The following is a 26,224-nucleotide window of genomic DNA, read 5'->3' as shown; positions in this document are numbered from 1 at the left end:
TTAAATCATTGCCTATTCCTCTCATTTCATTGAATCCTCCCTATGTATGAGTCACTTTATATCGACTACAAGGATTTCAAACCAAATCTTAAGATTAGATAAATATTGATTCTGCTCCCTTTAAAACAAATTCCACACAGGTAATAATGGATACAAACCTACTATTGGAGTGAACAGTAATGATTAACATACTCGTAGTTGAAGATGATAAACATGTAAGGAGACTTCTTGAAGCTGTTCTGAAACGCGAAGGATATGATGTTGTAACTGCTGAAGACGGAGTTAAAGCTTTGGAGGTCCTAGATTCACAACATATTGATCTAATCATTCTGGATATTATGATGCCTAATATGGATGGTTATGAATTCGCCAAGGAAGTAAGAGATGCCGATAGCTTGGTCCCCATTCTTATGGCTACAGCAAAACAGCAGCCTGAAGATAAGAAAAAGGGGTTCCGGATCGGAACTGATGATTATATGACCAAACCCATTGATACCGAAGAAATGCTGCTCAGAATCCAAGCGCTGCTTCGCCGTTCGCAAATCGCAAGTGCCCGTAAATTAGTAGTGGGTAAAGTGATCCTTGATTATGACGCATTGACAGTAACCCGGGAGGACGAGAAACAAACGCTTCCGCAAAAAGAATTCTATTTGTTGTATAAGTTATTGTCCTATCCTGAACGGATTTTCACGCGCATCCAGCTTATGGACGAAATATGGGGCATGGAAAGTGAAAGTACGGATACAACTGTTAATGTGCACATTAATCGTTTGCGGAAACGGTTTGACGCTTATCCTGAGTTTGAACTGGTTTCCGTCAGAGGTCTTGGATACAAGGCGGTGCGAAGCCAGTGAGCAAAATAAGTAACAAGCTCAGCAACAGAATCAGCCTTCCCATCTATTTTTCCCTTATCATATTTTTCATCTTTCTTATTACCGTTGTGATTACAGGACTACTCTTCTTTCTCGCACAGGTTTTTGGTTTGTTGAACGAAGAGCTTGCCCAGGATGGATTCGTACTCCCCATAATGGTATTAATCGCTTGTACAATTATCGGTACCACGATATCCGCCATCACAAGCCGAAAAATGGTAAAATCCATCCGGTTATTTATTGAGGCCACAGAGCGTCTTGCCAGCGGTGACTTCTCCATGCGGCTCCAGCTCAAAAGCCCGCCAGAGTTTGAAATTTTATCAGAGAATTTTAACCGGATGGCTGAAGAGCTTGGGGGTATCGAAATTCTGCGAACCGATTTTGTGAATAATTTTTCCCATGAATTCAAAACACCGATTGTATCTATTAAAGGGTTTGCCGAAGTCTTAAAGAACGATGATCTTACCAAAGAAGAACGGAATGAATATCTAGATATTGTCATTGAGGAATCGACCAGACTTGCCTCCCTTGCCTCGAATGTGCTGGAGCTGACGCAGGTTGAGACGCAAAAGATTCTGACAAACAAAATGAGGTTTAATGTTGGGGAACAAATTCGCCAATCTGTGCTTTTGCTGGCTGCCAAATTTGAGAAGAAGCACCTGAAGCTAAACGTTAATATTCAGGATTATGAACTCTCCGGCAATAAAGAGCTTTTAAATCAGGTTTGGTTAAATTTATTAGATAACGCGATTAAATTCACTCCTGAACATGGCGAAATTGAAGTTAACATGAAGAAAAACGAAGATAACCTGGTGATTCTAGTTCGTGACTGCGGAAGCGGTATTCATCCGGAGGCTCTTCCCAAGATATTCGATAAATTTTATCAGCAGGATACTTCCCACTCGACTGCGGGCAATGGACTTGGATTAGCAATTGTTAAAAAAATCATTCATCTACACAATGGAACCATTTCTTGCGAAAGCATTCCATTACAAGGAACCACATTTACAGTTACGATTCCGATTGGAATGTAGTACGAGCCCTGGAGAACCTCATCGTTCTTTCAGGGTTTTTTCATTTTTCAGAAAAGTTAACTTTCAGTTTATCTTCTTTCGTTATCATTTAAGCAACGCCACATAAAGGAGTCAGATGTATGGTAACTATACTTAAGTACTTAAAACCGAAGGAATGGACCCTAATCGGTATCAGCATCCTGTTCATTGTCACACAGGTATGGCTGGATCTGGAATTGCCCGGTTATATGAGCGAGATTACTCGTCTTGTACAGATACCAGGAAGTGAAATGAGCGAAATCATTGCAGCCGGAGGCTGGATGTTGCTCTGTGCTCTCGGCAGCTTAGCTACATCAATCATAGTGGCAGGGATCGCCGCTAAAATTGCCGCTAACTTCTCTTCAAGATTACGCTCCAAATTGTTTGATAAGGTACAATCTTTTTCTATGGAAGAAATCAACAACTTCTCTACAGCTAGTTTAATTACTCGTTCGACGAATGACATTACGCAAGTGCAAATGCTGATTGTCATTGGTCTGCAACTGCTGGTGAAGGCTCCCATCCTTGCCGTTTGGGCAATGCTCAAAATTACAGGCAAGAGTTGGCAGTGGTCGCTTGCTACCGGTGTCGCCATTGGGGTATTGATTCTTATTGTCGGCATAGTGATCGTGCTTGTGCTTCCGAAATTCCAAAAATTGCAGCAACTGACTGATAATCTTAATCGTGTTGCAAGAGAGAATCTTACCGGCCTTCGTGTCATTCGTGCTTATAATGCTGAAAGTTACCAGGAAGATAAATTTAGCGTAGCCAACAGCGAGCTTACCCGAACGAATTTATTTGCCAATAATGTACTGTCCATGATGATGCCAAGTATTTCTCTCATTATGAGCGGTTTAAGTCTCGCAATATATTGGATTGGTGCTATTTTGATTCAAAATGCCAATGGTACGGCGAAGATGGGCTTATTTTCAGATATGATTGTCTTCTCATCCTATGCGATGCAGGTGGTTATGGCATTCATGATGCTGATCATGATTTTTATCCTGATGCCTCGTGCCCATGTATCCGCTAAAAGAATCAATGAAGTGCTGGATACTAAGCCAAGCTTAGAGAACGGATCACTTACTTCCTCTAAGACAAATCGGTTGGGTGAAGTCGAATTCAAAAAAGTCAGCTTTAAATATCCGGATGCAGAAGAATACGTTATTGAGGATATCAGCTTTACGGTGAAAAAAGGAGAAACTGTGGCCTTTATCGGTTCAACCGGATGCGGAAAAAGTACCGTAGTGAACCTGATCCCTCGCTTTTATGATGCTACAGCAGGTGAAGTGTTGGTGGACGGTATTAATGTTAACCAATATGAGCAAACTGCACTGCGCAATAAAATGGGATATGTATCTCAGAAAGCGATTTTGTTTGGCGGCACGGTGAGCTCTAATGTTGCTTTTGGCGACAATGGCAGTGATCTGTCCTCTGATGTTGTAGATGCCATTTACACCTCTCAAGCTTCAGATTTTGTTGAAAAGATGGAAGGAAGCTACGAGGCTCATGTCTCTCAAGGCGGTACGAACTTGTCTGGCGGTCAAAAACAACGTCTTTCCATTGCCCGAGCCATTGCCCGTCGTCCTGAAATATTAATCTTCGACGATTCCTTCTCAGCGCTTGATTATAAGACGGATCGCAAATTGCGAAGTGAATTGAAGAAAAAATCCAGCGGTACAACGATACTAATCGTTGCTCAACGGATCGGTACAATCAAAGATGCAGATAAAATCATTGTACTGGAAGCCGGACGAATGGCAGGCATGGGAACACATGATGAATTGATGCAGACCTGTGATGTCTACCAAGAGATTGCTTACTCACAACTTTCAAAGGAGGAGCTAGCTTAATGAACAAAAGCAAAGAGCAACTCAACACTTGGAGCAAACTTCTCCACTATTGCAGAAAATATATCCCTGTAGTTCTTATAGCTATTATTAGTGCAGCAATCGGTACGGTTCTGACTTTGCTTGGACCGGATAAGCTTTCAGAGATGACAGACTTGATCACGGCGGGCCTCGTCACCGGAATTGATATGGAAGCAGTAACTTCTATCGGCCTTTTCCTTGTATTTATCTATATCCTTAGCGCTGTGTTATCTTTGGTACAAGGATTAATTATGTCCGCAGTTACGCAAAAGGTCTCCAAAAACTTAAGAGCCGATCTCTCACGCAAAATGAACAAACTTCCGATCTCTTATTATAATAATTCTACAACCGGTGACATCCTGTCCCGGGTTACCAACGATGTGGATACGATCGGGCAAGCTTTAAATCAAAGCGTCGGCACACTGGTAACTGCCCTTGCCCTCTTTACGGGATCCATCATCATGATGTTCAAAACAAATGTGATCATGACTATTACGGCGGTTGTTGCAACTATCGTTGGCTTTGGCCTCATAGCGGCAATTATGAAAAAATCCCAAAAGTATTTTCAAAGTCAGCAAGAATACTTAGGGAAAATCAATGGCCATGTGGAGGAAGTATATACAGGACATACAGTAGTGAAAGCCTACAATGGTGAATCACAAATGCGCAATACATTTGAATCCCTGAATATGAATCTTAAAGATAGTGCATTTAAAGCGCAGTTCCTCTCCGGTCTTATGATGCCGATTATGATGTTTATAGGCAATCTAGGTTTTGTGGCCGTTTGTGTCGTTGGTGCTGTACTTGCTATGAACGGAACGATATCCTTTGGGGTCATTGTAGCCTTTATACTGTATGTGCGTTATTTTACACAACCGCTCTCTCAAATTGCTCAAGCCGCACAAAGTCTGCAATCGGCTTCCGCAGCAAGCAAACGTGTCTTTGAGTTCCTCGATGCTGATGAAATGGACAATGAAAGTCATAAAGAAAGACATCTTAAAACTGCAGTGGGCAAAGTGGATTTTGAACATGTGCAATTTGCTTATGAAAATTCAGATAAACTTGTGATTAAAGATTTTTCTGCAGGGATTAAGCCTGGGCAAAAAATTGCTATAGTCGGTCCTACCGGCGCAGGTAAAACTACACTGATAAATCTTCTAATACGTTTTAATGAATTAAGAGGCGGAGAAATATATATAGATGATACCCCCATCAGCAGCTTAACAAGAGAAAATATCCATGATCTATTCTGTATGGTCCTGCAGGACACCTGGCTTTTTGAGGGCACTATCAGGGAAAATCTAGTGTACAACAAAACAGGTGTAACCGATAAAGAAGTTGAAGATGCTTGTAAGTCGGTAGGCTTGCATCATTTCATTCAGACCTTAAGTGCCGGTTACAATACCATACTAAATGACAAGGTTAATTTATCCACCGGCCAAAAGCAACAGCTTACCATCGCCCGTGCGATGCTCAAGAATGCTCCAATGCTCATCCTCGATGAAGCCACAAGCTCAGTCGATACAAGAACAGAGCTCTTGATTCAGCAGGCAATGGATAAGCTTATGGAAGGAAGAACCTCCTTTGTGATTGCGCACAGACTCTCAACCATTAAGAACGCCGATGTGATTCTGGTTTTGAAGGAAGGCGATATACTGGAAAGCGGCAGCCACGAAGAACTACTTGCCAAAAATGGTTTCTATGCTGAGCTTTATAATAGCCAATTTGATCAAGCCTCTTAAATCCTAGTTGAACTATGAATTATATAGCAAAAGTCAAAAGGACCTACTCATTGTTCTTATCCAGAACAATGAGTAGGTCCTTTATTCGCTATGAACGCATATTACCTACTGGCAAGGAATTCATCAAGCTGTTTTTGCTTTTCAGCAATGACTTTATCTAGTCCGGCCGATTTTTGGGCGGCGATAAATTTAGGCAATTCTTTATCCAGATCAACCGAGCCTGTCTCAAGCATCTTCTGATATTCTCTTAGGACGTTTGCTAGTGCTCCAACTTCTGATTTGACTGGCTCACTGTCAAAGGTGAAGCCCAGCGCCGGTGACGATTTGGCCCCTTCGTTGAACTTTTTGAACTGCTCCCACTTGTCCGGAGCTTCCGAGCTCCAGACATAGTTCAGGAATTGATTTCCCAGCTCCCAAGCGACGCCCGGTGCGTACTGTCCTGACTTCTCCGTCTGCGTCATAACATTACCATTAAGTGTAAAATGCGTACCTTCAATACCGAAGTTAAGCAGATTAATAATCTCTTGATCTGTATGAAGCAGGTTAATCAGCATCATGGCGCGTTCCGGGTTCTTAGACGTTGATGAGATGGCTAACATGGCGCCGGTAGTCTCCGATGTGGCGACCGTTTTACCTGTCAAAGTAATTTGTGCAAGCTTGCCATCAAGTCCTGTCGCGGATGCGATTTCCTCTGCTTTGCCTGGCTTGAGAGGCTCTACGGTGGAGAATACGTTGCCCGTCTTATAAGCATCAAGGGATGACGTTTGGGAAGTGGCCGCATCTTTGTTAAGATACCCCTTCTGGAAGAAATCACGGGTTACTTTTAATGCATTTAAGTATTGGGGATACTCTTCGGCCGGTTTGACTGTCGCTTCCGTGCCATTCTTATCGATAGCGCCAGGTATCGTCGTATCACCTAAAAAATCCAATTCCACAAAGGAGTGAGAGGCGAACGTACCACCCGTTGTATACAGCGGATACATGGTTGGCTTCTTCTCTTTAACGATCTTATAAACGGCATCTAAATCTTCGATTTTTTGCACTTTACTCATGTCGATGCCGAGTTCATCGGCAATGTCCTTCCGGTACACAATGCCCCCTGACGATGCCAATTCTTTATTAGTAGGGACTGCATAATTTTTGCCGCCGATTTTGGAGCCATCGAGAAAAGCTGGATCCAAGCTATCCTTAATGCCCTGGCCATATTGATCGAGCAAGGGACCGAGATCTAAGTAAGCACCTTTGGCAACGTTCTTTGCATACCCGTTCCATGAAGCTGTAAATAGAATGTCTACGGGCTCTCGAGAAGCGATAATGAGGTTAGTCTTATCATCCCATGCTCCCCAATCGATTGGTGCGATATCTACCGTCGCGTTGATTTTTTCAGTCAAGATCTTGTTCAGCGCTTCCTCGACGATAGCCTCGTCCGCCTGAGGAGCTCCTTCGTAGACCAGCTTTAGTTTATAGGGCTCCAGCTTCGAGGGCTCATTGGATGTATTATTTGTGGTTGAATTCGCTGATGAGCTCGGTGCGGCGCTTTCTTTTCCGGCATTATCCGGTGTAGCGTTGTTCGAGTTGTTTGAATTGCCGCAAGCCGTAGTGGCTAATGCTGAGATAAGCATCAGTGTGAGAAGCAGTGAAGCCTTGCTTTTCGTATCCTTCATTTTCAAGTAATCCCCCCATAAAATAGAATGATATGCTAAACCATATACTGGTTTTAGCCGTTTCCGTGCCCACGTAAGTGATCGGCAATCTTAGCCTTTAACGGAGCCTACTGTCAGGCCTCTGATAAAGTATTTCTGGAAGAACGGGTAAGCAAATACAATAGGTCCAACACCTACAACCACCATCGCCATACGCACGGTTTCACTCGGGAAGTTGATCATTCCGCCAGCTCGGGTAATTTCAGCCATCGCGTTCGGGTTACTGGATAAGTACTGGATGTTGACCATCATCTTGTAAAGAAAGTACTGCACGGATATATTGTGGTTGTCTGTAATAAACATTAGACTTAGGAACCAGTCGTTCCAATATGTCAGTGTTTGGAACAGTGCAACGGTTGCCAGAACCGGCAGAGATAAGGGCAATACAATTCGGATAAATATCCGTAGCTCCCCTGCCCCATCTATTTTGGCTGACTCCAGCACAGCTTCAGGTACAGTCTCCTTAAAGAAAGTGCGCATGATCAGTACCCAGAATGCGGACATGATCAGCGGCATGATCAGTGCCCAAAGTGTATCTTTTAATTCCAGCATCTGAACGTATACCAAGTACCAAGGGACTAAGCCGCCGGAAATCAGCATCGTTAGAAAAACAAAAAATGTAAAATACTTAGCCTGTGGAAAATTATTCCGAGAAATGGGGTACGCATACAGCGCTATTATGATGACGCTTAGTATCGTACCGATCACCGTGACGGTTAGTGAGATTCCATAGGAATGAACGATTTGACTGATATCTTTCATTAGGAATCGATAGGCTGCTAGATTGAAATTTTCGGGCATAAATCGATATCCGTGTGTCATAACGGACTGCTCATCGGAGAACGATACCGAAAGAATCAGCAAAAGCGGTAGGATACAGAGCGCCGAATAGATAACGAAGAAGATGTTTATGAGGGTTGACGCCCATCCCGACAGCTGATTCTTTGGATTGGACCCAGATAGGGATTTACTCTTTGTATTGGTCATAAGGGCTCCTCTCTTAGAACAGCGCGTTCTCGCGGTTAAAGCGGCGAACGACCCAATTGGATACAAAAACCAAGATGAAACCAACGACTGATTGGAACAGGCCTGCTGCTGAGGAAAGTCCGATATCCCCAACGGTCAGAAAGGTGCGGTAGACATAGGTATCGATAACGTTTGTCACAGGGAACAATGCCCCCGATTCACGCGGCACTTGGAAGAATAGGCCAAAGTCGGCATTGAAGATCCGCCCAACCTGCAGCAACGTCATAATCGTGAGGACTGGCATGATCAAAGGAATCGTGATTTTCTTGATCTGTTGCCACTTGTTCGCCCCGTCTATCGTCGCTGCTTCGTAGTACTCCTCGTCGATACCAATAATTGCCGCCATGTACACAACCGTGTAGTACCCCATGTTCTTCCACGTGTTTATGATCGGCAAGACGATCGGCCACACTTCTTTCGTGAAGTACCAGCGTACGGAATCAAGACCAAGCGCCGGCAGCAACGTGCCGTTGAAGTATCCTCGCTCGTCGCTCATGAACCCATACACTAAGTACGAGATGACGATCATCGACAGGAAGTATGGCAGGAACATGATCGTTTGGTGTAGCTTCGAGAGAAAGCGGTTCTTCATCTCGTTAAGCATCAAGGCGAACCCCAGTGGAAGCGCCATGTTCAATACAATAAACAGCGAGTTATAAAGCAATGTGTTGCGAATGATGATGTACGAATCCTTCGAGGCAAACAGGTATTCGAAATTTTTCATCCCTGTCCAAGGGCTTCCCAAGATACCGTCTTGGTAATTAATTGTTTTAAAGGCAATAACGATTCCGAATAAAGGGATGTAGTTATTTATAACAAGCAGAACGATTCCCGGCAGCATCATTGCGTAGAACATCCAGTAAGTACGAAGATTCTTCACGATGGAAAAATTACGTACAGTACGTATTGGTTTCCTATTTGTAGGAAGTGGCATAGCTTTCAATAGAGTTGTTGCACTCCTTTCACTGTCTTACACACTCCCCACACCGTTGTTTAGGCGGTAATGGGGAGTTCAGGTTTTCACTATTGAGATGTAACGGCAATTGTGTCGTTACTTATTGAGGTTCTGTTCCCCACTGAAGAGCGCCTGCGATATAGCCAGTTGTATGGCTCCAATCGGTGTAAGTCGAACTGGTCGGATCGAAGGAGTAATCCCCCGTCTGCGTGTAGTTCGTCCAATCGGTCTTGTTCATGCGGATCTGAAGCTCAATGCTGGCTCCAGCTGCCAAACTTCCGGCTCCGCTCGTAAAGCCGAGTTCCAGATAATGATCAGCTCCTGTCAAAGGAGCCGGCAACTTGACGAAGGCGCCAGTTACGTTGCTGCTGCCGACAGTGGACCAATCGCACCAGAAATTCTGGTCCTTCTCCCCATCGATCGTGTAATAATAATGAAGCTTCACGTCGGACAGATTGATGGCAGTGGTACCGGTGTTCTTCAGCTTTATCCGTGGGTTTAACGAATTGCTCGTTGCCGTAACAGGAGAATTGTACTGCTGAACTGTGATAGAACCACTTCCGGTAGAGGAGGTATCGACCACGGAGACCGCAAGATTCGCACTTGCTCCTGCGCTAAAGTTGAACGTCAACGTGGTTGTTCCCACCGGTTGGGAAGCCAGATAAGCCTTCTGGATCGTCACTGTCGTGCCTGATACGGTGTAGTCCGTACCAGCAACTAGAGCAGTCGTGCCATTATTAATGCCGATGAGTGTGTTATCGTTCAGCGTCAAGGTCACCGGAATGTCGGTCTGATTCGCGGTTTGCTTGTCAAAGGTAGCAGTCGGCGGACTGATCGTCGAGTTATTAACCGACGAATCGTTCACAGCAACGGATAGCGTAGCAGATGAACCGGCGTTAAACAGGAAAGTGAGGTTCGCCGTGCCGATTGGCTGCTGCGCGAGATAGCTCTTGTGTAGAGTGACCGTGTTACCCGAAACGGTATAGTCCGTGTCCACAACCAGAGATGTCGTACCGTTCTTAATGTCGGTGAGCGTGTTGCCGTTCAACGTTAGGGTCACCGGAATATCAGCTTGATTTGTGGTTTTCTTATCAAAGGCAGCAGTCGTTGGATTAATGGTCGAGTTGCTGCTATTTCCGGTTGCGAATGCGGCAATGAATACCAACCCTGAATTCCAATAAACGGTATGTTCATTTGTAGTCCATTCTTGGAAGTTATCGGTATAGTTCTTGGCTGCAAATCTTGATATCTGGTTTCCTACAGTTATGTCGTTGGAGTATTTATTCGGTCCTCCGACCAGATATCCCTTAGGTACACCAGGTAAACCATCCGTTCTATACATGATGCTGAACGGATATTTCACGCTGTTATCGCCGTAACCTGATACAAAAGATACGCCTACCGGGTTCTGCCCCAGAATCCAGTCTAACTGGCTATTGTTAATCTCATTAATGATAGCGCGGTTGCTCTCAAAGGTTCCCAGCAATTTCGTACCGATGATCATTTCCATCGGTGTGTCCGCAACCTGCATGGTGATTCCCCAATAGTAGTTACCATCTTTAATGATGCTTTTCCAAGGGCTATCGTTATATCTGCTCACTTTGTCATTGAACCATTGCTGGAATTTATCTGAATACCAGCTTAAGACTCCGGAGTCCGGATTAGCGGCTTTCAGATAGCTGAAGAAGCCAGTATTCCAGGTGTTTGCCCAACCACTGGCGAAATCAAGGGTATCCTCAAAAAATATTCCCATATCAGTGTAATTCGCCAGGAAATAATCGTTGTATTCGGCATCGCCGGTCGATCGGTACAGGGAGCCTGCAGCCCAAAGACGATTCGAAGCGTCATCCGTCACATCGTAAGGCCATCTGCCCGTATTAGGCGTCCGAATATTTTCCGGATGTGCTTCCAGGTACCCCCATGCGTCTATTGCCGCATCCAAGCAACTTTGGGCAAAAGCCGGATCAATATTCTGATAAATTAAGTAGGCATGTGCCAATACACCTGCTGCGGTAGCTGTATCGGCGGTCGTTTTGATATCAGTCCGCGAGCTTACCGTATCCTTATCGATAATTTCTCTGTCTACCATATTGTCGTCATCCTGAAAGGTCACTCGCGCATAGAAACCGCCAGTTGCAGCATCCTGCATTTTGAGCATCCATTCCAGTTCCCACCTTGCCTCATCCAGGATGTCGGGAATGCCGTTTCCGCTCTCAGGAATATTAAATTGATTGTCCGTAAATTTCTCCGGCATCATTTCATAGGCCCAGAAGAGATCCGACAAGGCTTTGGCTCCTGCGTTAACGTACTTGCCTTTATCGCCCGCATCATACCATCCCTTGGAAACATCTTTTTTGATGGAAGGATTGGACATTAAAGGTACTGCGGTGTCAGGAGTAAAATCTGTTCTTTGATAATTTTGAGTGTATGGGCTGGTAATATTAATCCCGGTTCTCTGGTAATAGAAGTATCTCGTTACGTCATTTAAAAAGGGTTCATAGATTTCGTTAGCTTCGCCGATAGTGAACTTGGGCGAATTCTGGAGACCCTGCACTGAAACATAATATTTTCCCGGAATCGTTAAATTCGTGAAATCGGCGGTGAAAATACGCTCCCCGCTATCGATAGCATCATAATTTTTGGTGAGTACAAGCGTTCCGGAATAAGCTGTGGAATTGTTTGTGGCGTTAATAATGTTAAACGGAGTACCTGCATCGACCGTGAGCACATCCTCAAAACCGGTTACGAGCGCTTGCTTTACTCCATCTACGGGATACCCTAATTGATTGACCTTGATGGGTGCGTACTCTTTCTCCTTATCGGGAGACGTAACCCTAATGTCATTAAGCCAGACTTTTAAAGGTTGAAAACCATTATTCTTGATGGATAATGCATCTATTGAAGATACATCAATTCCTTGGGAGACCTGAATTAGATCCTTTAACGGGATCTTCACATGGGTCCAACTTGTAGTAATGTTGACGTAGTTGTTAATGTTTACTGTAGTGGTAATTTCATTGCCGGCAGCTCTTTCGAATACCCGGTCTTTGAAGCCCAGTAAAAAGGACTCTCCACCCGCATTTCCTTTGATATTAAACTCAAGGAATCCATTTGGATGATAAGAGGTAAAGTCATACGCTTTCCAGCCTGCAACCGTAATTAAAGCGTTGTACCAGGAAGGACTGGTAGGCGTTTTCGCATTCAACAATAATGAAGGCAATCCATTGTACATTGCTGTAGAATCTATGGGCAGCTTACTGTTCTCCGTCTCCAATCCAAACCCGCTATCTCCTGCCCAGCCGTCGGATATATTACTGAATATTTGGTAATCCAGTAAGTCTCTCCACCCTGCAGGCGCTTCGGGGGTTGCCGCATTAGTCTTGATCGGATTTGAAAAAAAGATAGTCACAAACATAGTTAATGCCAGAAACACGCTTACTTTTTTCCTCATTACCTCTCCTCCTAAAAAGTTTTGTGAGCATAATTTGCCTCGCTCCGCTTCATACAAAACTCAGTTCGAAAGTCTATACTTAGTTGTGAGAGTTACTCTATGATTGTCTGCGTATACCATCACCTCTTTTTTATTGAAAACGCTTTCTGATAAAATCATTTTAATTCACGAAGTTAATCCTGTTATATAGAAGAAATAAAGGAACATAGAAGAAAACAAGCCACAATATTATGGCTTGTTTTCCATGTACCAATTATTTACTTCCCTCGTGATTACGTCGCCGCCATTCTTGTAAAATTGGGCTACGAACTCATCAAAGTAGGAGAGCGGCTTCTCGCCATAAATGATGCTCAGATAACTCTCCGTTGCGAGTTTCTGCAGGAACACTCCGTGTTTCTCCATCCCGTCCGTTAAAGGTCCGTGGTATCGGTTCGGGATTTCGAGTCCCTGCTCGGCAATCGCCACCCCAGCCGCCGTAAGTTGAGCCGAATTTAAACCTTTAATGGCCTGTTCGATCGGCGTCGTCACTATGGCTTCCGAATTTTCAGATAATTTTCTGATTGCATCCGCATTCATATAAGGCAAGGCTGGAGCGCCACCTGTCAGCGGATAGAGCATCCAGCGCATATCCATTGAAGACCCGTCCGCAAGCGGCCACTTTGCATTCGGCACGCCTTCAGTCGCGAAATTGACAGTAATGACCTTGTCGTTCATGATCACATAATCGTAACCTTCGTGAAACCCTGGTGCGAATCGGGGATCGAAGTACGGATCATCCGGTCCAAAATTTTTGGCAAGCAACTTGTTATAATAAGCGAACCAGGCTTCCATATTCGTGAAATCCTTGCTGAACACCGTGTAGATACCGTACAACGGCTTTTGTGCTTTGCCCTTTAACCCATCCGGTCCGGCAGGAAGGGAATAAGCCTGCCAATCCGCTTCCGGGTCGACCTTCACTGTATCGCCGAGCGGCCAGGCTCCCATCCAAAACGGGCCGAACATGACACCAGCCATTCCGTTAACCGCCAGTTCGGACGCTTGGCTCGGGTCCTGCATGCCTGCATCCCTGTCCATGTAGCCCTTCGCCATCCAGGACGCCATCGTTTCCAGGTATTTCTTAGCATCCGGATGTACGGCGCCAAAGATCAAGCTGCCCTTCTCGTCCTCATTCCAGAACAGTTTGATGTCAGACGTGCTAATCATCTGCCTTGAAAAAGCTCCGACGATCGCATCTGTCTGCCCCATCCAGCTCCAGGGACCTTCCTTTAGCGGAACCGCCAGACCAACTTCGTCATCATCGCCATTCCCATTAGGATCTTGTTCAGAAAATGCCTTCAGCACGTTCTCCAACTCACTTATCGTCGTAGGCGGGTTCAGCGACAGTTTCTTAAGCCAATCCTTACGGATCCACATGACCGTTCCCTCATCTCCTGCACTAAAACGGGGAAGTCCATATATCTTGCCGTCTTTGGTTACTTCTGTCATAGTATAAGCATACTTCTCGAGCGCTTCTTTTAGCTTAGGATGCGCATACTTCTCGATGGCATCATCAAGCGGAAGCAGCTTGTCGGCTTTCAGCAGATACTTCAGGATGTCTCCTTCAGCGCTAAGGGTGTCCGGCAGCTTGCCATTCACAGCCAGCGCCAGCCGAATTTTGGTATCTGCATCTTCGAACTTGCTGACAATCCAATCAAACTTCGTGACGATTCCCAGATTATCTTCCATCCAGCGGGTATGCACGTTGTCTGTAAGGCTCTCATCTGGCTTGAATGCGTTAGGCCGATTCTCGTCCACGATTCCTGTAGTGATCGTTATAGGCGGATCGTATTTAAAGTCCCATACCGGCTTCGTTTCCCCATTGGATGTACTGTTCTGTGCGGTTTTCCCTGTGTTACTTAAACAGCCGGAAACTAGCAGCATTCCGCTCAGAACTGCCCATAGAAAGATGACCTTTCTTTTTTGCTTCTTCACCGGCTCAATCACTCCATTCCCGATCGGTATCTATCCCTGAATTCCTGCGGCGTCACCTGATAATAGTCACGAAATTTTCGAATAAACCAGTTGGTATTGGGATAGCCAATGCTTTCACCAATATGGTAGATTTTATTATTTGTATGCTTGAGCACTTCGCAGGCTTTGAGCATACGCTGCTCGTAAATAAATTGGGATACGGTAGTGCCTGTACACTGCTTAAAGATTTTTGACAGATGATTAGGATGTATGAAGACGCGTTTGGCCAGCAAAGTAAGTGACAAGTCCTTGTCCAGCTCCTTCTGGATGTAAAGTTGCGTCTTCCGGACGATCACCTGGCTGTGGTCCTCGGTCTCCTCCCCTAGCTTATCGCGAAGTGTGCGTAGTAAGTCGAGCGCCCAGCTTTCCAACTGCGACGCGTGCAGCATCGCTTTTCCTTTAACGAAAGCCGATTGCTCAGGAGTGAGCATTTGGGCCAGCGTCCTGCCACTGCGATTCGCGATATACTGGAAGGCATTGGAGAGAAAGAAAAAGACGTCGCGCATGAGGTAAGGTGAACCCGTATGCATTAGCGGTGACACGAACGCTCGGATTTTAGTTTCCGCCGCTTCCCATTGCTCCGTTTCCAAAAGATGTGTCAGCAGAGGCGTTTCGTAGAGCTTGCGCATAAGACGCGCTTCCTCTTCATTCCGCTCAGGCACCTGCCCACCCGAAAAACCGTCACTATCCAATCGCGATTTAGCTGTCATATAACTAGCTTGCAGTCCTTCCGGGAATAAGCAGTCGGTTTCCCCTACAGAAATTTTACCTTTAAGCAAACTCTGTACTTCTTGCTTTAATCGCTCTATCCGCTCAAGCACCCATTCCGGATCGGGTGGTGCTCCTGATAGGTCGTATACCAGAGCGAGCAGGTTTCCTTCATCATCCGCAGCCGACCAGCAGTCATAGCGGTCCATTAGCAATTCTTCCAGCATGTTTGTTACCGCGAACCGGATCAGTGACTGTGAATAGAGATCTTGTCCGTCGAAAGGGGAACCCAACCGAACAAGGCACATTGAGACGTGACCTGGTATGGGAAGAGGGAGGTCAAACAGCTTTAACTTCTCTGCAAGCGCCTTGCTATTCAGATTTCCGCTGAGCACTTTGAGTAACAACCCTGCTTTCAATTCTGCACTATTATCTCGGTAGATACGGAAGCCCTGTTCGATTGATCGCTCCTGCTCAAGCTGCTTAATGATCCGGCTCATTGCCGTAAGTAGCTGCTCGTCCTTCGCGGGCTTCATCAGGTAATCGAGCGCTTGCAGCTCAATCGCTTTTCGGGCGTAATCGAAGTCCGCATAACCTGTGAGCAGCAGGCACTTCAGCCCTGGAATACGTAGCCTGGCCTGTTCGATCAGTTCCAGGCCGTTCATGCGCGGCATACGGATATCCGTCATAAGGATGTCAACGGGGAAGGAGTCTATCAGAGCAAGTGCCTCGCTCGCGCTGTAAGCCTTCCAAACGCGGGAGATACCAAGTGTCGCCCATGGAATCGTATCTGCCAGACTGTCCGCATAATGTTTCTCATCATCAACTACAAGCAGGCTATTCATTGCTCTTCCTCCTTCGTTTCGTCTTTTATCCCCATACTCCAAATCAGCCTGACGTTTAGCCCCCCCAGTCTGGACGGGCAAAACTCAATTTGAGCGTCTGAACCGAAGTTGCCTTGCAGTCTTTGATATACGTTCCAAAGACCGCAGCCTGCATATTCGCTGGCCGGAATATGAAGCTCTATTTGCAGTTGGTCCATCCGTTCTTTATTTAATCCTTTTCCGTTATCCTCCACTTCCAAGAGTAATTGGTCTTCATTGACGTAAACTCTAATTTCAACCCGGCCTGGATATTCGACGTTCTCAAGTCCATGCACGATCGCATTCTCCACGATCGGTTGGATAAGAAGCCGGGGAATTCGCAGCTCCGCCAACTCTTCAGGCAGTTCGATGCTGTAGGACAGCGTCTCATTGCGAAGCCGAAGAATCTCGAGGTGAATGCGCACGAACGCCAGTTCTTCACTCAGGCTGACTCCTTGATTATCCATTCGCGTCGTATACCGGTAATAGTCAGCCAGATGATACGCCATGTCTATGACAGCCCGATTCTTCCCCATCTTGGTCATATTAATGATGAAACCTAAACAATTGTACAGAAAATGAGGATGGATCTGTGCTTGTAGCTGCTTTAGCGTAGCATCGCGTGCAAGGATACGCGATTGTAGGACATTCTCGATGAGATCTTGGATCTGCGTCGCCATCTCGTTAAAGTTCTGCATCAGGAACGTGAATTCATTGTTTGATTTCTTCGGCAGCCGGTAGGCGTAATCGCCTTCCTTAATCCGCTGCACCGCACGCACAAGTTGGAAGATAGGTCGATGTACGTTCCAGTACAAGGCAGACGCGGCGGTAATACAGGATAGGAGCAAAATAATCGAAGAGGCTCCAAACAATAACCGCTGTTGCTTGATAGGTCCGATAATCTGGTTAAGTGGAACAGAATCGACGAGATGCCACTCAAGAATATTGGAATAATAATAGGTAATCAGATAAGGCCTGCCGTCGAAGGAATGAATTAAAAAACTTGAATCCCGGCTATTGATCCTGTCGCCTAATTCCGCGATGATTTGGTCCATCTTGGGCCCATCTGCGGATCGGCTGGCGATGATGGCATGTCCTTCTTTGTAAAAAAATGGGTTGTCAGAGTGACCAGATTTGTAGGTATCAAGCAAATTTTCGAAGCTCCACTTGTAGAGGTTAATGCGAACGGCAACATCCAAATCGTCCGGACGGGCTGGTTTGTAACCCGTAGTGACATAAGTTCGAGTAAAACCGGAGCCAATTTCCAAATCTTCGCTGTAGCTCCACCCTAGCGAAAATCGGCTTTCAAATTCTTTAAGGTCATATTCATAGGAGGGGGAAGAAGAAATACTATCGTCTCGTTGCGGGAAATAGACGGTCACGTCATTGCGCCAGTTGCCCGATGCGCTGGCCAGCGACAGCTTCTCTTGGATCAGCAGCCTTGTTTTCATTAGGGAATAATCGCTCATGTTGAGGTTGTAAAGGTACTCCAGCACGTTCGTGTCAACGAGCATAGGTGCGGAGACTAAGTCGAACTTCTCAATGCTGGCATCCAGTTGTGCCACGAAAAGCTCCATCCGGTTCAGGCTGGCTTTGATAAGCTCGTCCTGTATAACGTTGATGCTCTTAGAGGTAGAATAATAGTACAGCGCCACGACCGGGGTTAGCAGAATCAGCAACAACACTAGCATTTTCTGAAAAATATTAAATTTGATCCGCATGGGATTTCCATCCTTGTTTTGTAATTACACCTCAACCTGTATTTTACAATGGATAGAAAGCGTTTTCTATACAAATTCTTTGCGTTTCAACAAATTAAAATAACCTCATTCCCAATGAACTCTACTTAGGAATGAGGCTTCGTTAAAATTTAAAGGCATTATCAACCGTTATTTTAGGACTCCCCAAAAAGAATCTCCGCATTAAATATCTAGCGATCCTGCTATTTCCCATCAGTTTCATGCACGCTAGCGAGAAGTTTTTAATCCCTTTAGGGGATTTAACGATCATGCTGATTATCAACTGTTGAGCAAAATGCACAAAACGAATTTCCCGATTACGAATGGGCTGCAAACGATCTAAACGCTTGTATTCATGATTTGGCTCTAATTTTGATGCAACAATAAGTTCAGCTGTGACCAGCGCTGTTTCAAAAGCCAAGGACAATCCGATAGCTCCGAGTGGAGAAGAACAATGTGCAGCATCACCGATTAGAATACAACCCTTATCATGCCAATTGTCCACCATAAAAGTCTCTGATTGGATAGAAACGAACGATTTGAAATCACCGATTTTTTCAATGTCTTCTTTAAGCTCAGGAAAGGCCTTTATGAATTCAAGCTTTAATGGTTCGATGCCTTTGCTTTTTACGGTATTCCATTGGTCTTTCTTCATTGTGAAACCTATTTGCACACAATCAGAGGAATAAGGAAGCCCTATGAAGTTACTAAAATCAGACAATCTGAAAAGGAGCTTTTGATTTAGCTTGAACTCATTAGTCGATATTTTGCACCAGATTAAATCAAAATCTTCTTTTTTATACTTAAAAGAAAAATCGCTTGTCTTCCTAACCGTGGACATCCGTCCATCCGCTCCGACTACTAAAGAAGCATGGATCTCAGTCATTTGTCCATCTACTAAGGCGTTTACCCCGACTGTTCGATTTGTACTTTTAATAGTTGAAGTGACCTTAGCGTTAAAAATGAGCTCGAAATTAATATAATCCTTTGCTAGATCATAAAGAAAAGTTAACAGGACGGATTGTTTTATTTTAATTGCGTAAGGTGCCTCCGGCATTTCTTTTTCATAATCAATTTGAGTGATATATTTCTTATTATTCCATATCTCAGCATTAAATAATTTTATATGCTCATACTTTTCAAGACACTGTTCCAGATTCAGCTCTTTCATGAGCTTTACAAATCGAGGCTGAAGTACTTCTCCTCTAAACTTGCGATTAAAGCTTGTTTGACTTTCCAGTACGGTAACTCTAATTCCGTTTTTGGCTAACAGCAACCCTAGAAAGAGGCCAGAAGGTCCACCACCAACAATGCAAATCTCCGTTTCTTTAATCATTCCTATCACTCTGTGGGTAATGAAGCAGCCCGTTCATTTTTTACTGCGGGTTCCCTAGCCGATAATCTAAGAAAAAGTGAGATTAAAAAACCTAATAAAAGAATAGAACCTAATATAGTAAAGGATAACGAATAATTTTCTGTTTTTAATAATTTCAAAGCTAATATCGGGCCTGTGCTAGCGCCTAGGAATAGAATAAATGCATTGAATGAAATAGCAGACCCTCTTGCATTTCCCCCTAATTGACTGACGATTGAGATGATAACGGGAGTTACCAGCGCGATACCAGCCACAAATACGACGCTCATTAGGACAAGAAGTGGCAGGTTCGTGCTAAAACCTAGAGCAAGCAACCCAATTGCAGCTAATGCTAAGCCTCCCCTTAGAACAGCGGCCATTCCAAGTTTTTGAGCAATTCTTCCGGAAAAGGGTGCTAAAAGCATCCCCGCGATTCCAAATGCACGAATATACAGGATATCCTGTGAGGAAAGTCCAAACTTAGCTGAGCTTAAATAACTTCCCAAAACGGTGTACATGCCAACTAAAGTTAATAGGAGCATAAAGGTTATCGCAAAAGCCAAAAGCAATTGTGATTGTTTTAGCAGAATTGTCATTTGTTTAAACTTCCGCAGAACATTTTCTTTCGGTCTTAGCATTTCATCTTTAGGAAGGAACCTCATTACAATCACTGAAGTAATACCATACACAATCCCCAAAATAAAGAAAATAGCACGCCAGCCCAGAGCTTCGTTAACAATCCCACTAAAAACCTGGCCTACTATGCCCGCCATTAACAGTCCTGAGCTTATAAATCCAACGGCTGTTAATCTTTTATGAGGAGGGAACATTTCCCCTGCATACACTAGCGCAATAGGCGCAAAAGCAGCAGCCACTAGGCCTTGCACTCCTCTGAGCATAATAAGCCCGTAAAAACTATCCACAAATCCTAGCGCAAGCGTAACTACGGTTAACCCAATAATGCTGGCTACTAAAAATACTTTACGTCCATATCTGTCTGAGAAAGGTCCATACAAAAGACAGCCCAGAGCATAACAAAGAGAAAATGAACTCCCAATCCAAGCCGCCTCACTCGGGCTAATCTGAAAGGCATGTGAAAATACTTGGGATAATGGAATTGTAATATACATGCTAGTTAAAATAACTAATCCACACCAAAATAAAATAATCGTCATTAATGAATAGTTCTTATTGTAATTCTGAACATCTATCGTCTGATTCATAAAGTGAATATCCCCCGGTTTACTATTAATTTGCAACAGTGATGCCTTCTAAGACATGGATCAACAAATCGTTTATGTAATCCGCATCCGGAATTTTTTTGTAGATAAGAATTTGAAAGTAAATGGGACCATAAAGCAGATCTAAAGTTATATCCAGGTTAATTGCTGATTTCAATTCTCCCTTATCTATGGCTGCTTGGAGTAATTGTTTGGCTTCATTTCTTTTTGTCATTAAAAACAATATGTAAAAATCTTTCGCGATTTCTTCGCTCTCTGTAACTATAGTTAAAGTGGATTTCCCGATTTTGCTATTGAGGATACGAGCTAAAGCTTCAAGCTGTTGTTTGAAGTTAAACTCAATGGATTTATTGCTATCAAATTCAAACTCTGATTCTACGGTCATTAGAAAAGCGTCCAGTACAAGACGTGCTTTATTTTCCCACCATCTATAGATTGTTGTTTTACCTACTCCAGCTTGTGCTGCAATCGCCTCAATCGTTAAAGATGAATAACTGTTGGATTCTAACATTTCAAGAGTTGCAGTAAGAATCTCCTTTTTACTTCGAGGTTCTTTGTTTTTCCCGTTCATATTCATTTCACCTCCTAGATGTTATTTAAGTTAATAATAACCTGTAATTATAGAACGATACGTTTCGTATTGTTTCGTTTGTTACCTTATTTTATATCATTTTAATAAAATTTAAAATAGTTAATTTGAGAATTATTATTTCTGAATTTAGGCATGCATTAGACCACGAAACATAACTTGCGAATACAAAAACTAACGCTTCGGAAGAGTCCGAAGCGTTAGTTTTTGTGGATATTTGCAATTTAGGATTTGATGAATAGTTTATCAACTATAAACTTAATAAAAATAATAACAAAAATAATTACGATAATTATACCTACTGGTGATTTGAAAAAAATGAGCATGAAATAAAGTAATACCGTCTCCCAAAATGACCAGTCAAAATCAACCATAGGTTCCACCTTTCTAATAATCTTGGCGAAGTGATTAAACTTTCCTGTTCGTGTGACTTATCCCGAGTGTTATGCCTTTAAGCGCTCCTATTCTATCTTATCAAGAGTCCCAGGCCACTCATTACATAAGGACGAACAATGTCCACAAGTAAATCGGTCTGATCAGCCTCTCCCTCAATTAACCAAGAAAATGCAGCGCCATAGATCGCTGAACCTGTCATTGCTGAAATGATCTTTGTATGTTGGCGGTCTGCAATATCGTAATTAACCCCTTTTAAAAATATGTTTTCTATGATTTGTTGCAGCATATTTTTCACTTTCTCATCCACCAGCTTAGCAATGAATTTGGAATCCATTCTGCATTTCTGATAAAAATCAACGATGTACTGATGAGTCAACAAGATCAACTGATTACATATTTCATCTGAAAACTCCCGTGCATTATTTACTTGTTCAGGAATCATTTGATGAAAAGACTGTTCTGTAAATTCATCGAGTAAAGCATATTTATCTTCATAATGGGCATAAAAAGTAGCCCGGTTTATCGTAGCTTTCTGTGAGATATCTTTTATTGTCATTGAATCAAATCCTTTAGTCTTTAAAAGATTTCTGAAAGCTTCTCTTATTAACAGGCGAGTCCGTAATACTCTCGGATCTTCTTGATGTACCATCTGAGTCTCCCCTTTCTAAAACATCAATTATCGGAATTTGTTGTCTATGCAACTCTTTTCTTACATTGACGGTTGTAAGCATAATCTTGCCATACTATTATCTTATCAAACAGATGTTGCTTAAACAATCAGTGACTAGTTAGTCGGAAGGAATGATAATAGTGAATATAAAACAAAATAGACTTCTAATATTTGGCGCTGGTGTAATTGGCAGTTTATATGCTCTTAGATTTGCACAATCAGGGTTTGACGTCACTTTACTGGCTCGGGGAGAAAGGCTGGATGAACTTAAGCGGAAGGGTTTGAGATACAACGACAACGGAACGATAAAGCAACTATCCATTAAGACGGTCGAAAAGCTTGCAGATGATGACATCTATGATTTTATCTTTGTTCCTGTACGATATGATCAGGCAGAATCTGCCCTGTCTGCGATCAAAAATAATCAGAGCAAAACAATAATTACACTGACCAACACTATTGGTTATAATTCCTGGCTTGAAATCGTGGGTGATCGGTTACTTCCAGGATTCCCTGGTGCAGGTGGAGACATTAAAGAGGATATTTTATACGCTCAATTTGGTTCCAAAACTTATTATGGTGAAATAAATGGACAAACGACCGAAAGAGTTAAGGAGCTTGCTTTGATATTCGAAACAGCTGAAATGCAGCATGAAATACAAAAAGATATTCAAGCATTTCATGTTTCACATGCTGCACTCGCTGCAGTCAACAAGCATTTTTATACGAATGAAGGAATGGTAGATATTGAGACAGCAATAAGCGAAAGCATTCTTAGCAAAGTTGCTACAGATATCAAACAAAATCTTCGCTTGGTAGAGCAAGCTGGAATCTCTGTAATCCCGACTGAAACGAAGTCAATGGGAGAATTGATGGAAGAAGAAATTATATCCCGGTATCGGCAGATGCTGAGTGATGAGTTTATCATTGATGTTAAGTTTGGAAACCAAGCTGTCAGCAGAAAAGCAGAAATTATGTTATTGGATGAAAAGTTTCATGAGAAGTTTTCGTTTTCATCCAAGCAAATTTTTTCCATAAAAGTTATCAAATGAGTTCATAACCCATATTACTTAATACTAAAACAACGTAAATATGGAGGTGTTAGATTGCCACTCAATCAAGATCAGCAGATCTTTCAACAAAGTACAACAACTCAAAGCTGGGGAAATATTCAGGGACAGACTTTAGTTGCGGGCCAGGGTAGCATGAGAAGAGGAATGAACTATAAGTTAGGCGCACAGGCTATGGCTCAAATCAATAATTTATTAAATAAATGGGCTGAATTAAAAATATTGGGGAGTGCCGAAGTTTCGCTTCTTCTCCAAGTACAGATACAAACGCCCCTGGATCTATTCGACGAAGCCGGGCTAGCCGGTCGACTTCAAGCCGTTCTTAAAGCGGCGGTAGCGGCTGGATTAAGCATGAATATGACAGTTAAAGAGTTATTGAAAATCCTGAAGAATAAACCGTCAGGAAATGGTTTATCCGGTGAATTGATTGAGCTATTGTTAGAAGAATCAAAGCTCGAAGGTTATTTGTACGCCCAATTTGCGGTTGGTTTTATGGCGTATGCCAATTTTGTTATGCTTGGTAATTTACATAAGACAGCTACTCTAGGGGAATCTGGATTCCAATTTGTCTATGAGGCGGGAATGGGATTTATTGCGGGGGGTGGCTATAGAGGTGGCATCAATTTTAAATTCCCCGATTCTGCAAAACTGGTCAATCGTTATGGGGACCGCTTAATTGAGGGTATTGTTAATAAAGCTATTGACACACAGCAGGAACAAGCATTAATGCTCGGTACTATGCTAAGGATAGGAGTGAATTCAGCCTATGAGGTCAGTAGACAATTAAATGAAGGTACCGGGAGCAATAACGAAAAACTAGCGCAAACCGTTCTTACATTTATTGGCGGACAGTTCCAATCGTTGTTCTTCTTGACTATGAATGTGTTCTTTAAGGAAGAGATCCTTCGTTTAATTGGCCTTGCTTCTTTACCAGCTGAACAAACCTCAGAAGTCATTCAAACCCTGAAAGGTTTTAATTCTTTTCAGTTAGTGCCGGATAACCATGAAATTTTTGTTCGTTTAGACTCATTATCAGCATTAATTCAAAACGAGCAGCTTAAGAAGGAGTTTGTCAGAAGTATTTCTGCTTTGTGGGTATCAGCTTTGTTGCTCCCCCTTGCAGTGCAAGCGGCAGATAAAGCAACCATGCCTACTTTTACGGCACAATTGTCTTACCAGCCTCCTCCCGCTGTCAAAAGTGCAATTAATACAGATCTGAACCGTCCTTCTGACACAAATTTGAACCAGGGGGATCTTCTATCATTTCTACTTGATAAACCTTTGACGCTTACCATACAACATGTAGATAGCGTTCGGGAGATAGCAGCAATTCTCAAACCTGCCGTTTCAGGAACGGCCCAAGATGCAATGAAGTTCTTATTTAGTCCCTCATTTCCTTCGACTACAGGGGAAAACTCTTTTAGATCAACACTTGGAGCCATAAATCAAGCTTTCGATCATTACGTGGATACGGAAATAAGTGCCAGAAAAACTGCAATCTCGAACACTTTGGCTGGCGAGGAAGAGATTAAGATTCTATTTGAGCAAGCCCTGATTCCCTGCATACAACTGACTTCTGATGTTCTAATTCCAGAGATCGTTAATGGATTTCAAAATTTTGACATAAAAACTATGCAAGAAGCATTATCCAGCGTATTACTCACAATGCTTGGAAGAAGCGTTATTCATGTCATGGACGGAATTCAGACTTCAGTTAATAAACAAATCGAGGGTCTTCTTCGCGAAGCTGCTGGTCAGGCTGCAAATGTTCTTGGACCACTTGGAGCTCAAGATATTTTAAAGAAACCGTTGGAGGCAGCTGTTAAAATTATTGCGGAAATGGTAGCGCCTTTGACACCTGAAGCACAAGAACAACTTTTTGAGAATGCTCTAAACATATTTACTCCAATAAAAGGTAACGCCGTGGACTTCGCCAACCATTTGCAAAGCGATCCGATGTGGATGCCTCAAATGGCTGAAATAGAAGCAATAGCCAAAATTTTGATAAATCATTTAACTGATCATATGATTCAATTCGCTCTAAAACTGATTCCAGCGTTGTTTCAAGCCTTGATCGATGAGCTCCTGGCCATAATCGAACACTGGCTAAATGTAATAGCCAAGATATTAAATACTATTACCGATTTCATAACTAAGTTAATGCAAGAAAAATTAATGAAAGAACTGATTGAACCTGTAATGGAAATCGCTGAAAAAGCCGCTGACGTACTAACGTTTAACATTTTTTCTCTAATCGGTGCCGGTAAAGTAAAAGATGAATTTTTCAAAGGGTTAAGAGGAGCAGTCGAAGCTATAATTCAAGAAGCAATCATCCCTCCTGTTGTTATGACAGTGAAAGAAATCAAGTTCAATCCTCGTAAGCTCGTGGATCTTTGCCGAGACGTTTCCGACTTTACTTTTACTAAATTTTCTGAGATTTTTAACGATTATATTTTTGGGGAGATCCAGAATCAACTTGAAAAAGGTTTAAATATGAAAAATTTCAAATTGGATATTAAAGTGCCCGTTTCTTTTTCGATTGACTTACCATGGCCTTTAGGGTCACAATCCTTATCTCATACGTTTAGACTTACAGATGTCCTCATTCCGTCATCAATCGTTTTGGACATTGTAATGAATTTAATACGTAACAATCTAAAATTAGGAGGAACATCGGAGTATCTTTTCCAAATGGTAGTAACCACTATCGATAATTTCAATAAAGTAGATCAATATAAATTGGATATGGCAGATGCTTTGAAAAAGTATAGTAATTAAAGGAATATCTTTTAATTCATTGTCTCGAAAAGCTGCCTGATTGATGCGTTCTCTGTAATGTCGTACCACTGAATCATTTAATGAATGTGACGTAATGAGATACTTTTTCATATTTGTTTGAAAAGATTGATGGG

At 43.0% G+C, this 26,224-nt stretch carries 17 protein-coding genes; 6 read left to right on the top strand and 11 right to left on the bottom strand.

Annotated features, from left to right (window positions below):
• The first annotated feature begins 179 nt into the window (after positions 1 to 179).
• The 4 genes from MHH60_RS01895 (at position 180) to MHH60_RS01880 (ending at position 5,537) form a co-directional block, all read left to right on the top strand.
• A complete protein-coding gene (locus tag MHH60_RS01895; RefSeq protein ID WP_076133178.1) occupies positions 180 to 854 on the top strand; it encodes a response regulator transcription factor in 675 nt (224 codons plus the stop codon).
• Entirely contained in the window at positions 851 to 1,906 is a 1,056-nt protein-coding gene (locus tag MHH60_RS01890; RefSeq protein ID WP_081388830.1) for a HAMP domain-containing sensor histidine kinase, read from the top strand. Before MHH60_RS01895 ends, MHH60_RS01890 begins: the two co-directional genes overlap by 4 nt.
• A 119-nt stretch (positions 1,907 to 2,025) precedes the next feature.
• Positions 2,026 to 3,777 carry an ABC transporter ATP-binding protein gene (locus MHH60_RS01885; RefSeq protein WP_076133180.1) on the top strand — a complete coding sequence of 584 codons (1,752 nt, stop codon included), beginning with the start codon at positions 2,026 to 2,028 and terminating at the stop codon, positions 3,775 to 3,777.
• Positions 3,777 to 5,537 carry an ABC transporter ATP-binding protein gene (locus MHH60_RS01880; RefSeq protein ID WP_076133182.1) on the top strand — a complete coding sequence of 587 codons (1,761 nt, stop codon included), beginning with the start codon at positions 3,777 to 3,779 and terminating at the stop codon, positions 5,535 to 5,537. The genes MHH60_RS01885 and MHH60_RS01880 overlap by 1 nt, the downstream gene beginning before the upstream one ends.
• A gap of 101 nt (positions 5,538 to 5,638) precedes the next feature.
• Here MHH60_RS01880 and MHH60_RS01875 read toward each other — a convergent pair whose 3' ends face one another.
• The 11 genes from MHH60_RS01875 to MHH60_RS01825 form a co-directional block, all read right to left on the bottom strand.
• On the bottom strand, positions 5,639 to 7,201 hold the full coding sequence (locus MHH60_RS01875; protein ID WP_076133184.1) for an ABC transporter substrate-binding protein: 1,563 nt from the start codon (positions 7,199 to 7,201) through the stop codon (positions 5,639 to 5,641).
• 90 nt (positions 7,202 to 7,291) lie between these two features.
• A complete protein-coding gene (locus MHH60_RS01870; RefSeq protein ID WP_038571187.1) occupies positions 7,292 to 8,227 on the bottom strand; it encodes a carbohydrate ABC transporter permease in 936 nt (311 codons plus the stop codon).
• A 13-nt stretch (positions 8,228 to 8,240) separates the two neighbouring features.
• The gene (locus MHH60_RS01865) at positions 8,241 to 9,200 is read right to left on the bottom strand and encodes an ABC transporter permease (RefSeq protein WP_038574490.1); all 960 of its coding nucleotides are present in this window, start codon (positions 9,198 to 9,200) and stop codon (positions 8,241 to 8,243) included.
• Between the two features lie 121 nt (positions 9,201 to 9,321).
• On the bottom strand, positions 9,322 to 12,672 hold the full coding sequence (locus MHH60_RS01860; RefSeq protein WP_076133186.1) for a glycoside hydrolase family 9 protein: 3,351 nt from the start codon (positions 12,670 to 12,672) through the stop codon (positions 9,322 to 9,324).
• 228 nt (positions 12,673 to 12,900) lie between these two features.
• The gene (locus tag MHH60_RS01855) at positions 12,901 to 14,643 is read right to left on the bottom strand and encodes an extracellular solute-binding protein (RefSeq protein ID WP_076133188.1); all 1,743 of its coding nucleotides are present in this window, start codon (positions 14,641 to 14,643) and stop codon (positions 12,901 to 12,903) included.
• 8 nt (positions 14,644 to 14,651) lie between these two features.
• Positions 14,652 to 16,235 carry a response regulator gene (locus MHH60_RS01850; protein ID WP_076133190.1) on the bottom strand — a complete coding sequence of 528 codons (1,584 nt, stop codon included), beginning with the start codon at positions 16,233 to 16,235 and terminating at the stop codon, positions 14,652 to 14,654.
• A complete protein-coding gene (locus MHH60_RS01845; RefSeq protein ID WP_076133192.1) occupies positions 16,232 to 17,974 on the bottom strand; it encodes a sensor histidine kinase in 1,743 nt (580 codons plus the stop codon). The genes MHH60_RS01850 and MHH60_RS01845 overlap by 4 nt, the downstream gene beginning before the upstream one ends.
• Before the next feature lie 142 nt (positions 17,975 to 18,116).
• The gene (locus MHH60_RS01840) at positions 18,117 to 19,328 is read right to left on the bottom strand and encodes an FAD-dependent monooxygenase (RefSeq protein ID WP_076133194.1); all 1,212 of its coding nucleotides are present in this window, start codon (positions 19,326 to 19,328) and stop codon (positions 18,117 to 18,119) included.
• 5 nt (positions 19,329 to 19,333) lie between these two features.
• Complete coding sequence (locus tag MHH60_RS01835) at positions 19,334 to 20,521, bottom strand: MFS transporter (RefSeq protein WP_256715046.1); 1,188 nt, start codon at positions 20,519 to 20,521, stop codon at positions 19,334 to 19,336.
• Positions 20,522 to 20,594: 73 nt separating this feature from the next.
• Positions 20,595 to 21,158 (bottom strand): TetR/AcrR family transcriptional regulator, encoded by a 564-nt coding sequence (locus tag MHH60_RS01830; protein ID WP_076133196.1) that lies wholly within the window; start codon positions 21,156 to 21,158, stop codon positions 20,595 to 20,597.
• 484 nt (positions 21,159 to 21,642) lie between these two features.
• On the bottom strand, positions 21,643 to 22,221 hold the full coding sequence (locus tag MHH60_RS01825) for a TetR/AcrR family transcriptional regulator (protein ID WP_076133197.1): 579 nt from the start codon (positions 22,219 to 22,221) through the stop codon (positions 21,643 to 21,645).
• A 161-nt stretch (positions 22,222 to 22,382) separates the two neighbouring features.
• On the opposite strand from MHH60_RS01825, the gene MHH60_RS01820 reads away from it, so the two are divergent.
• Both MHH60_RS01820 and MHH60_RS01815 read left to right on the top strand, forming a co-directional pair.
• Positions 22,383 to 23,294 (top strand): ketopantoate reductase family protein, encoded by a 912-nt coding sequence (locus MHH60_RS01820; RefSeq protein WP_076133199.1) that lies wholly within the window; start codon positions 22,383 to 22,385, stop codon positions 23,292 to 23,294.
• A gap of 54 nt (positions 23,295 to 23,348) precedes the next feature.
• Complete coding sequence (locus MHH60_RS01815) at positions 23,349 to 26,090, top strand: hypothetical protein (RefSeq protein ID WP_076133201.1); 2,742 nt, start codon at positions 23,349 to 23,351, stop codon at positions 26,088 to 26,090.
• Positions 26,091 to 26,224: the final 134 nt, after the last annotated feature.

The organism is Paenibacillus sp. FSL H7-0716 (assembly GCF_038002705.1).
GTDB lineage: Bacteria > Bacillota > Bacilli > Paenibacillales > Paenibacillaceae > Paenibacillus_AQ > Paenibacillus_AQ odorifer.
The sequence above is the reverse complement of the archived record's forward strand: the minus strand, read 5'-3'. Positions and strand labels throughout refer to the sequence as shown.

Coding starts and splice junctions, on each gene's coding strand:
- MHH60_RS01895 (WP_076133178.1), top strand. CDS start 180: ATGATTAACATACTCGTAGTTGAAGATGATAAACATGTAAGGAGACTT.
- MHH60_RS01885 (WP_076133180.1), top strand. CDS start 2,026: ATGGTAACTATACTTAAGTACTTAAAACCGAAGGAATGGACCCTAATC.
- MHH60_RS01880 (WP_076133182.1), top strand. CDS start 3,777: ATGAACAAAAGCAAAGAGCAACTCAACACTTGGAGCAAACTTCTCCAC.
- MHH60_RS01875 (WP_076133184.1), bottom strand. CDS start 7,201: ATGAAGGATACGAAAAGCAAGGCTTCACTGCTTCTCACACTGATGCTT.
- MHH60_RS01870 (WP_038571187.1), bottom strand. CDS start 8,227: ATGACCAATACAAAGAGTAAATCCCTATCTGGGTCCAATCCAAAGAAT.
- MHH60_RS01865 (WP_038574490.1), bottom strand. CDS start 9,200: ATGCCACTTCCTACAAATAGGAAACCAATACGTACTGTACGTAATTTT.
- MHH60_RS01860 (WP_076133186.1), bottom strand. CDS start 12,672: ATGAGGAAAAAAGTAAGCGTGTTTCTGGCATTAACTATGTTTGTGACT.
- MHH60_RS01850 (WP_076133190.1), bottom strand. CDS start 16,235: ATGAATAGCCTGCTTGTAGTTGATGATGAGAAACATTATGCGGACAGT.
- MHH60_RS01845 (WP_076133192.1), bottom strand. CDS start 17,974: ATGCGGATCAAATTTAATATTTTTCAGAAAATGCTAGTGTTGTTGCTG.
- MHH60_RS01840 (WP_076133194.1), bottom strand. CDS start 19,328: ATGATTAAAGAAACGGAGATTTGCATTGTTGGTGGTGGACCTTCTGGC.
- MHH60_RS01835 (WP_256715046.1), bottom strand. CDS start 20,521: ATGACGATTATTTTATTTTGGTGTGGATTAGTTATTTTAACTAGCATG.
- MHH60_RS01830 (WP_076133196.1), bottom strand. CDS start 21,158: ATGAACGGGAAAAACAAAGAACCTCGAAGTAAAAAGGAGATTCTTACT.
- MHH60_RS01825 (WP_076133197.1), bottom strand. CDS start 22,221: ATGGTACATCAAGAAGATCCGAGAGTATTACGGACTCGCCTGTTAATA.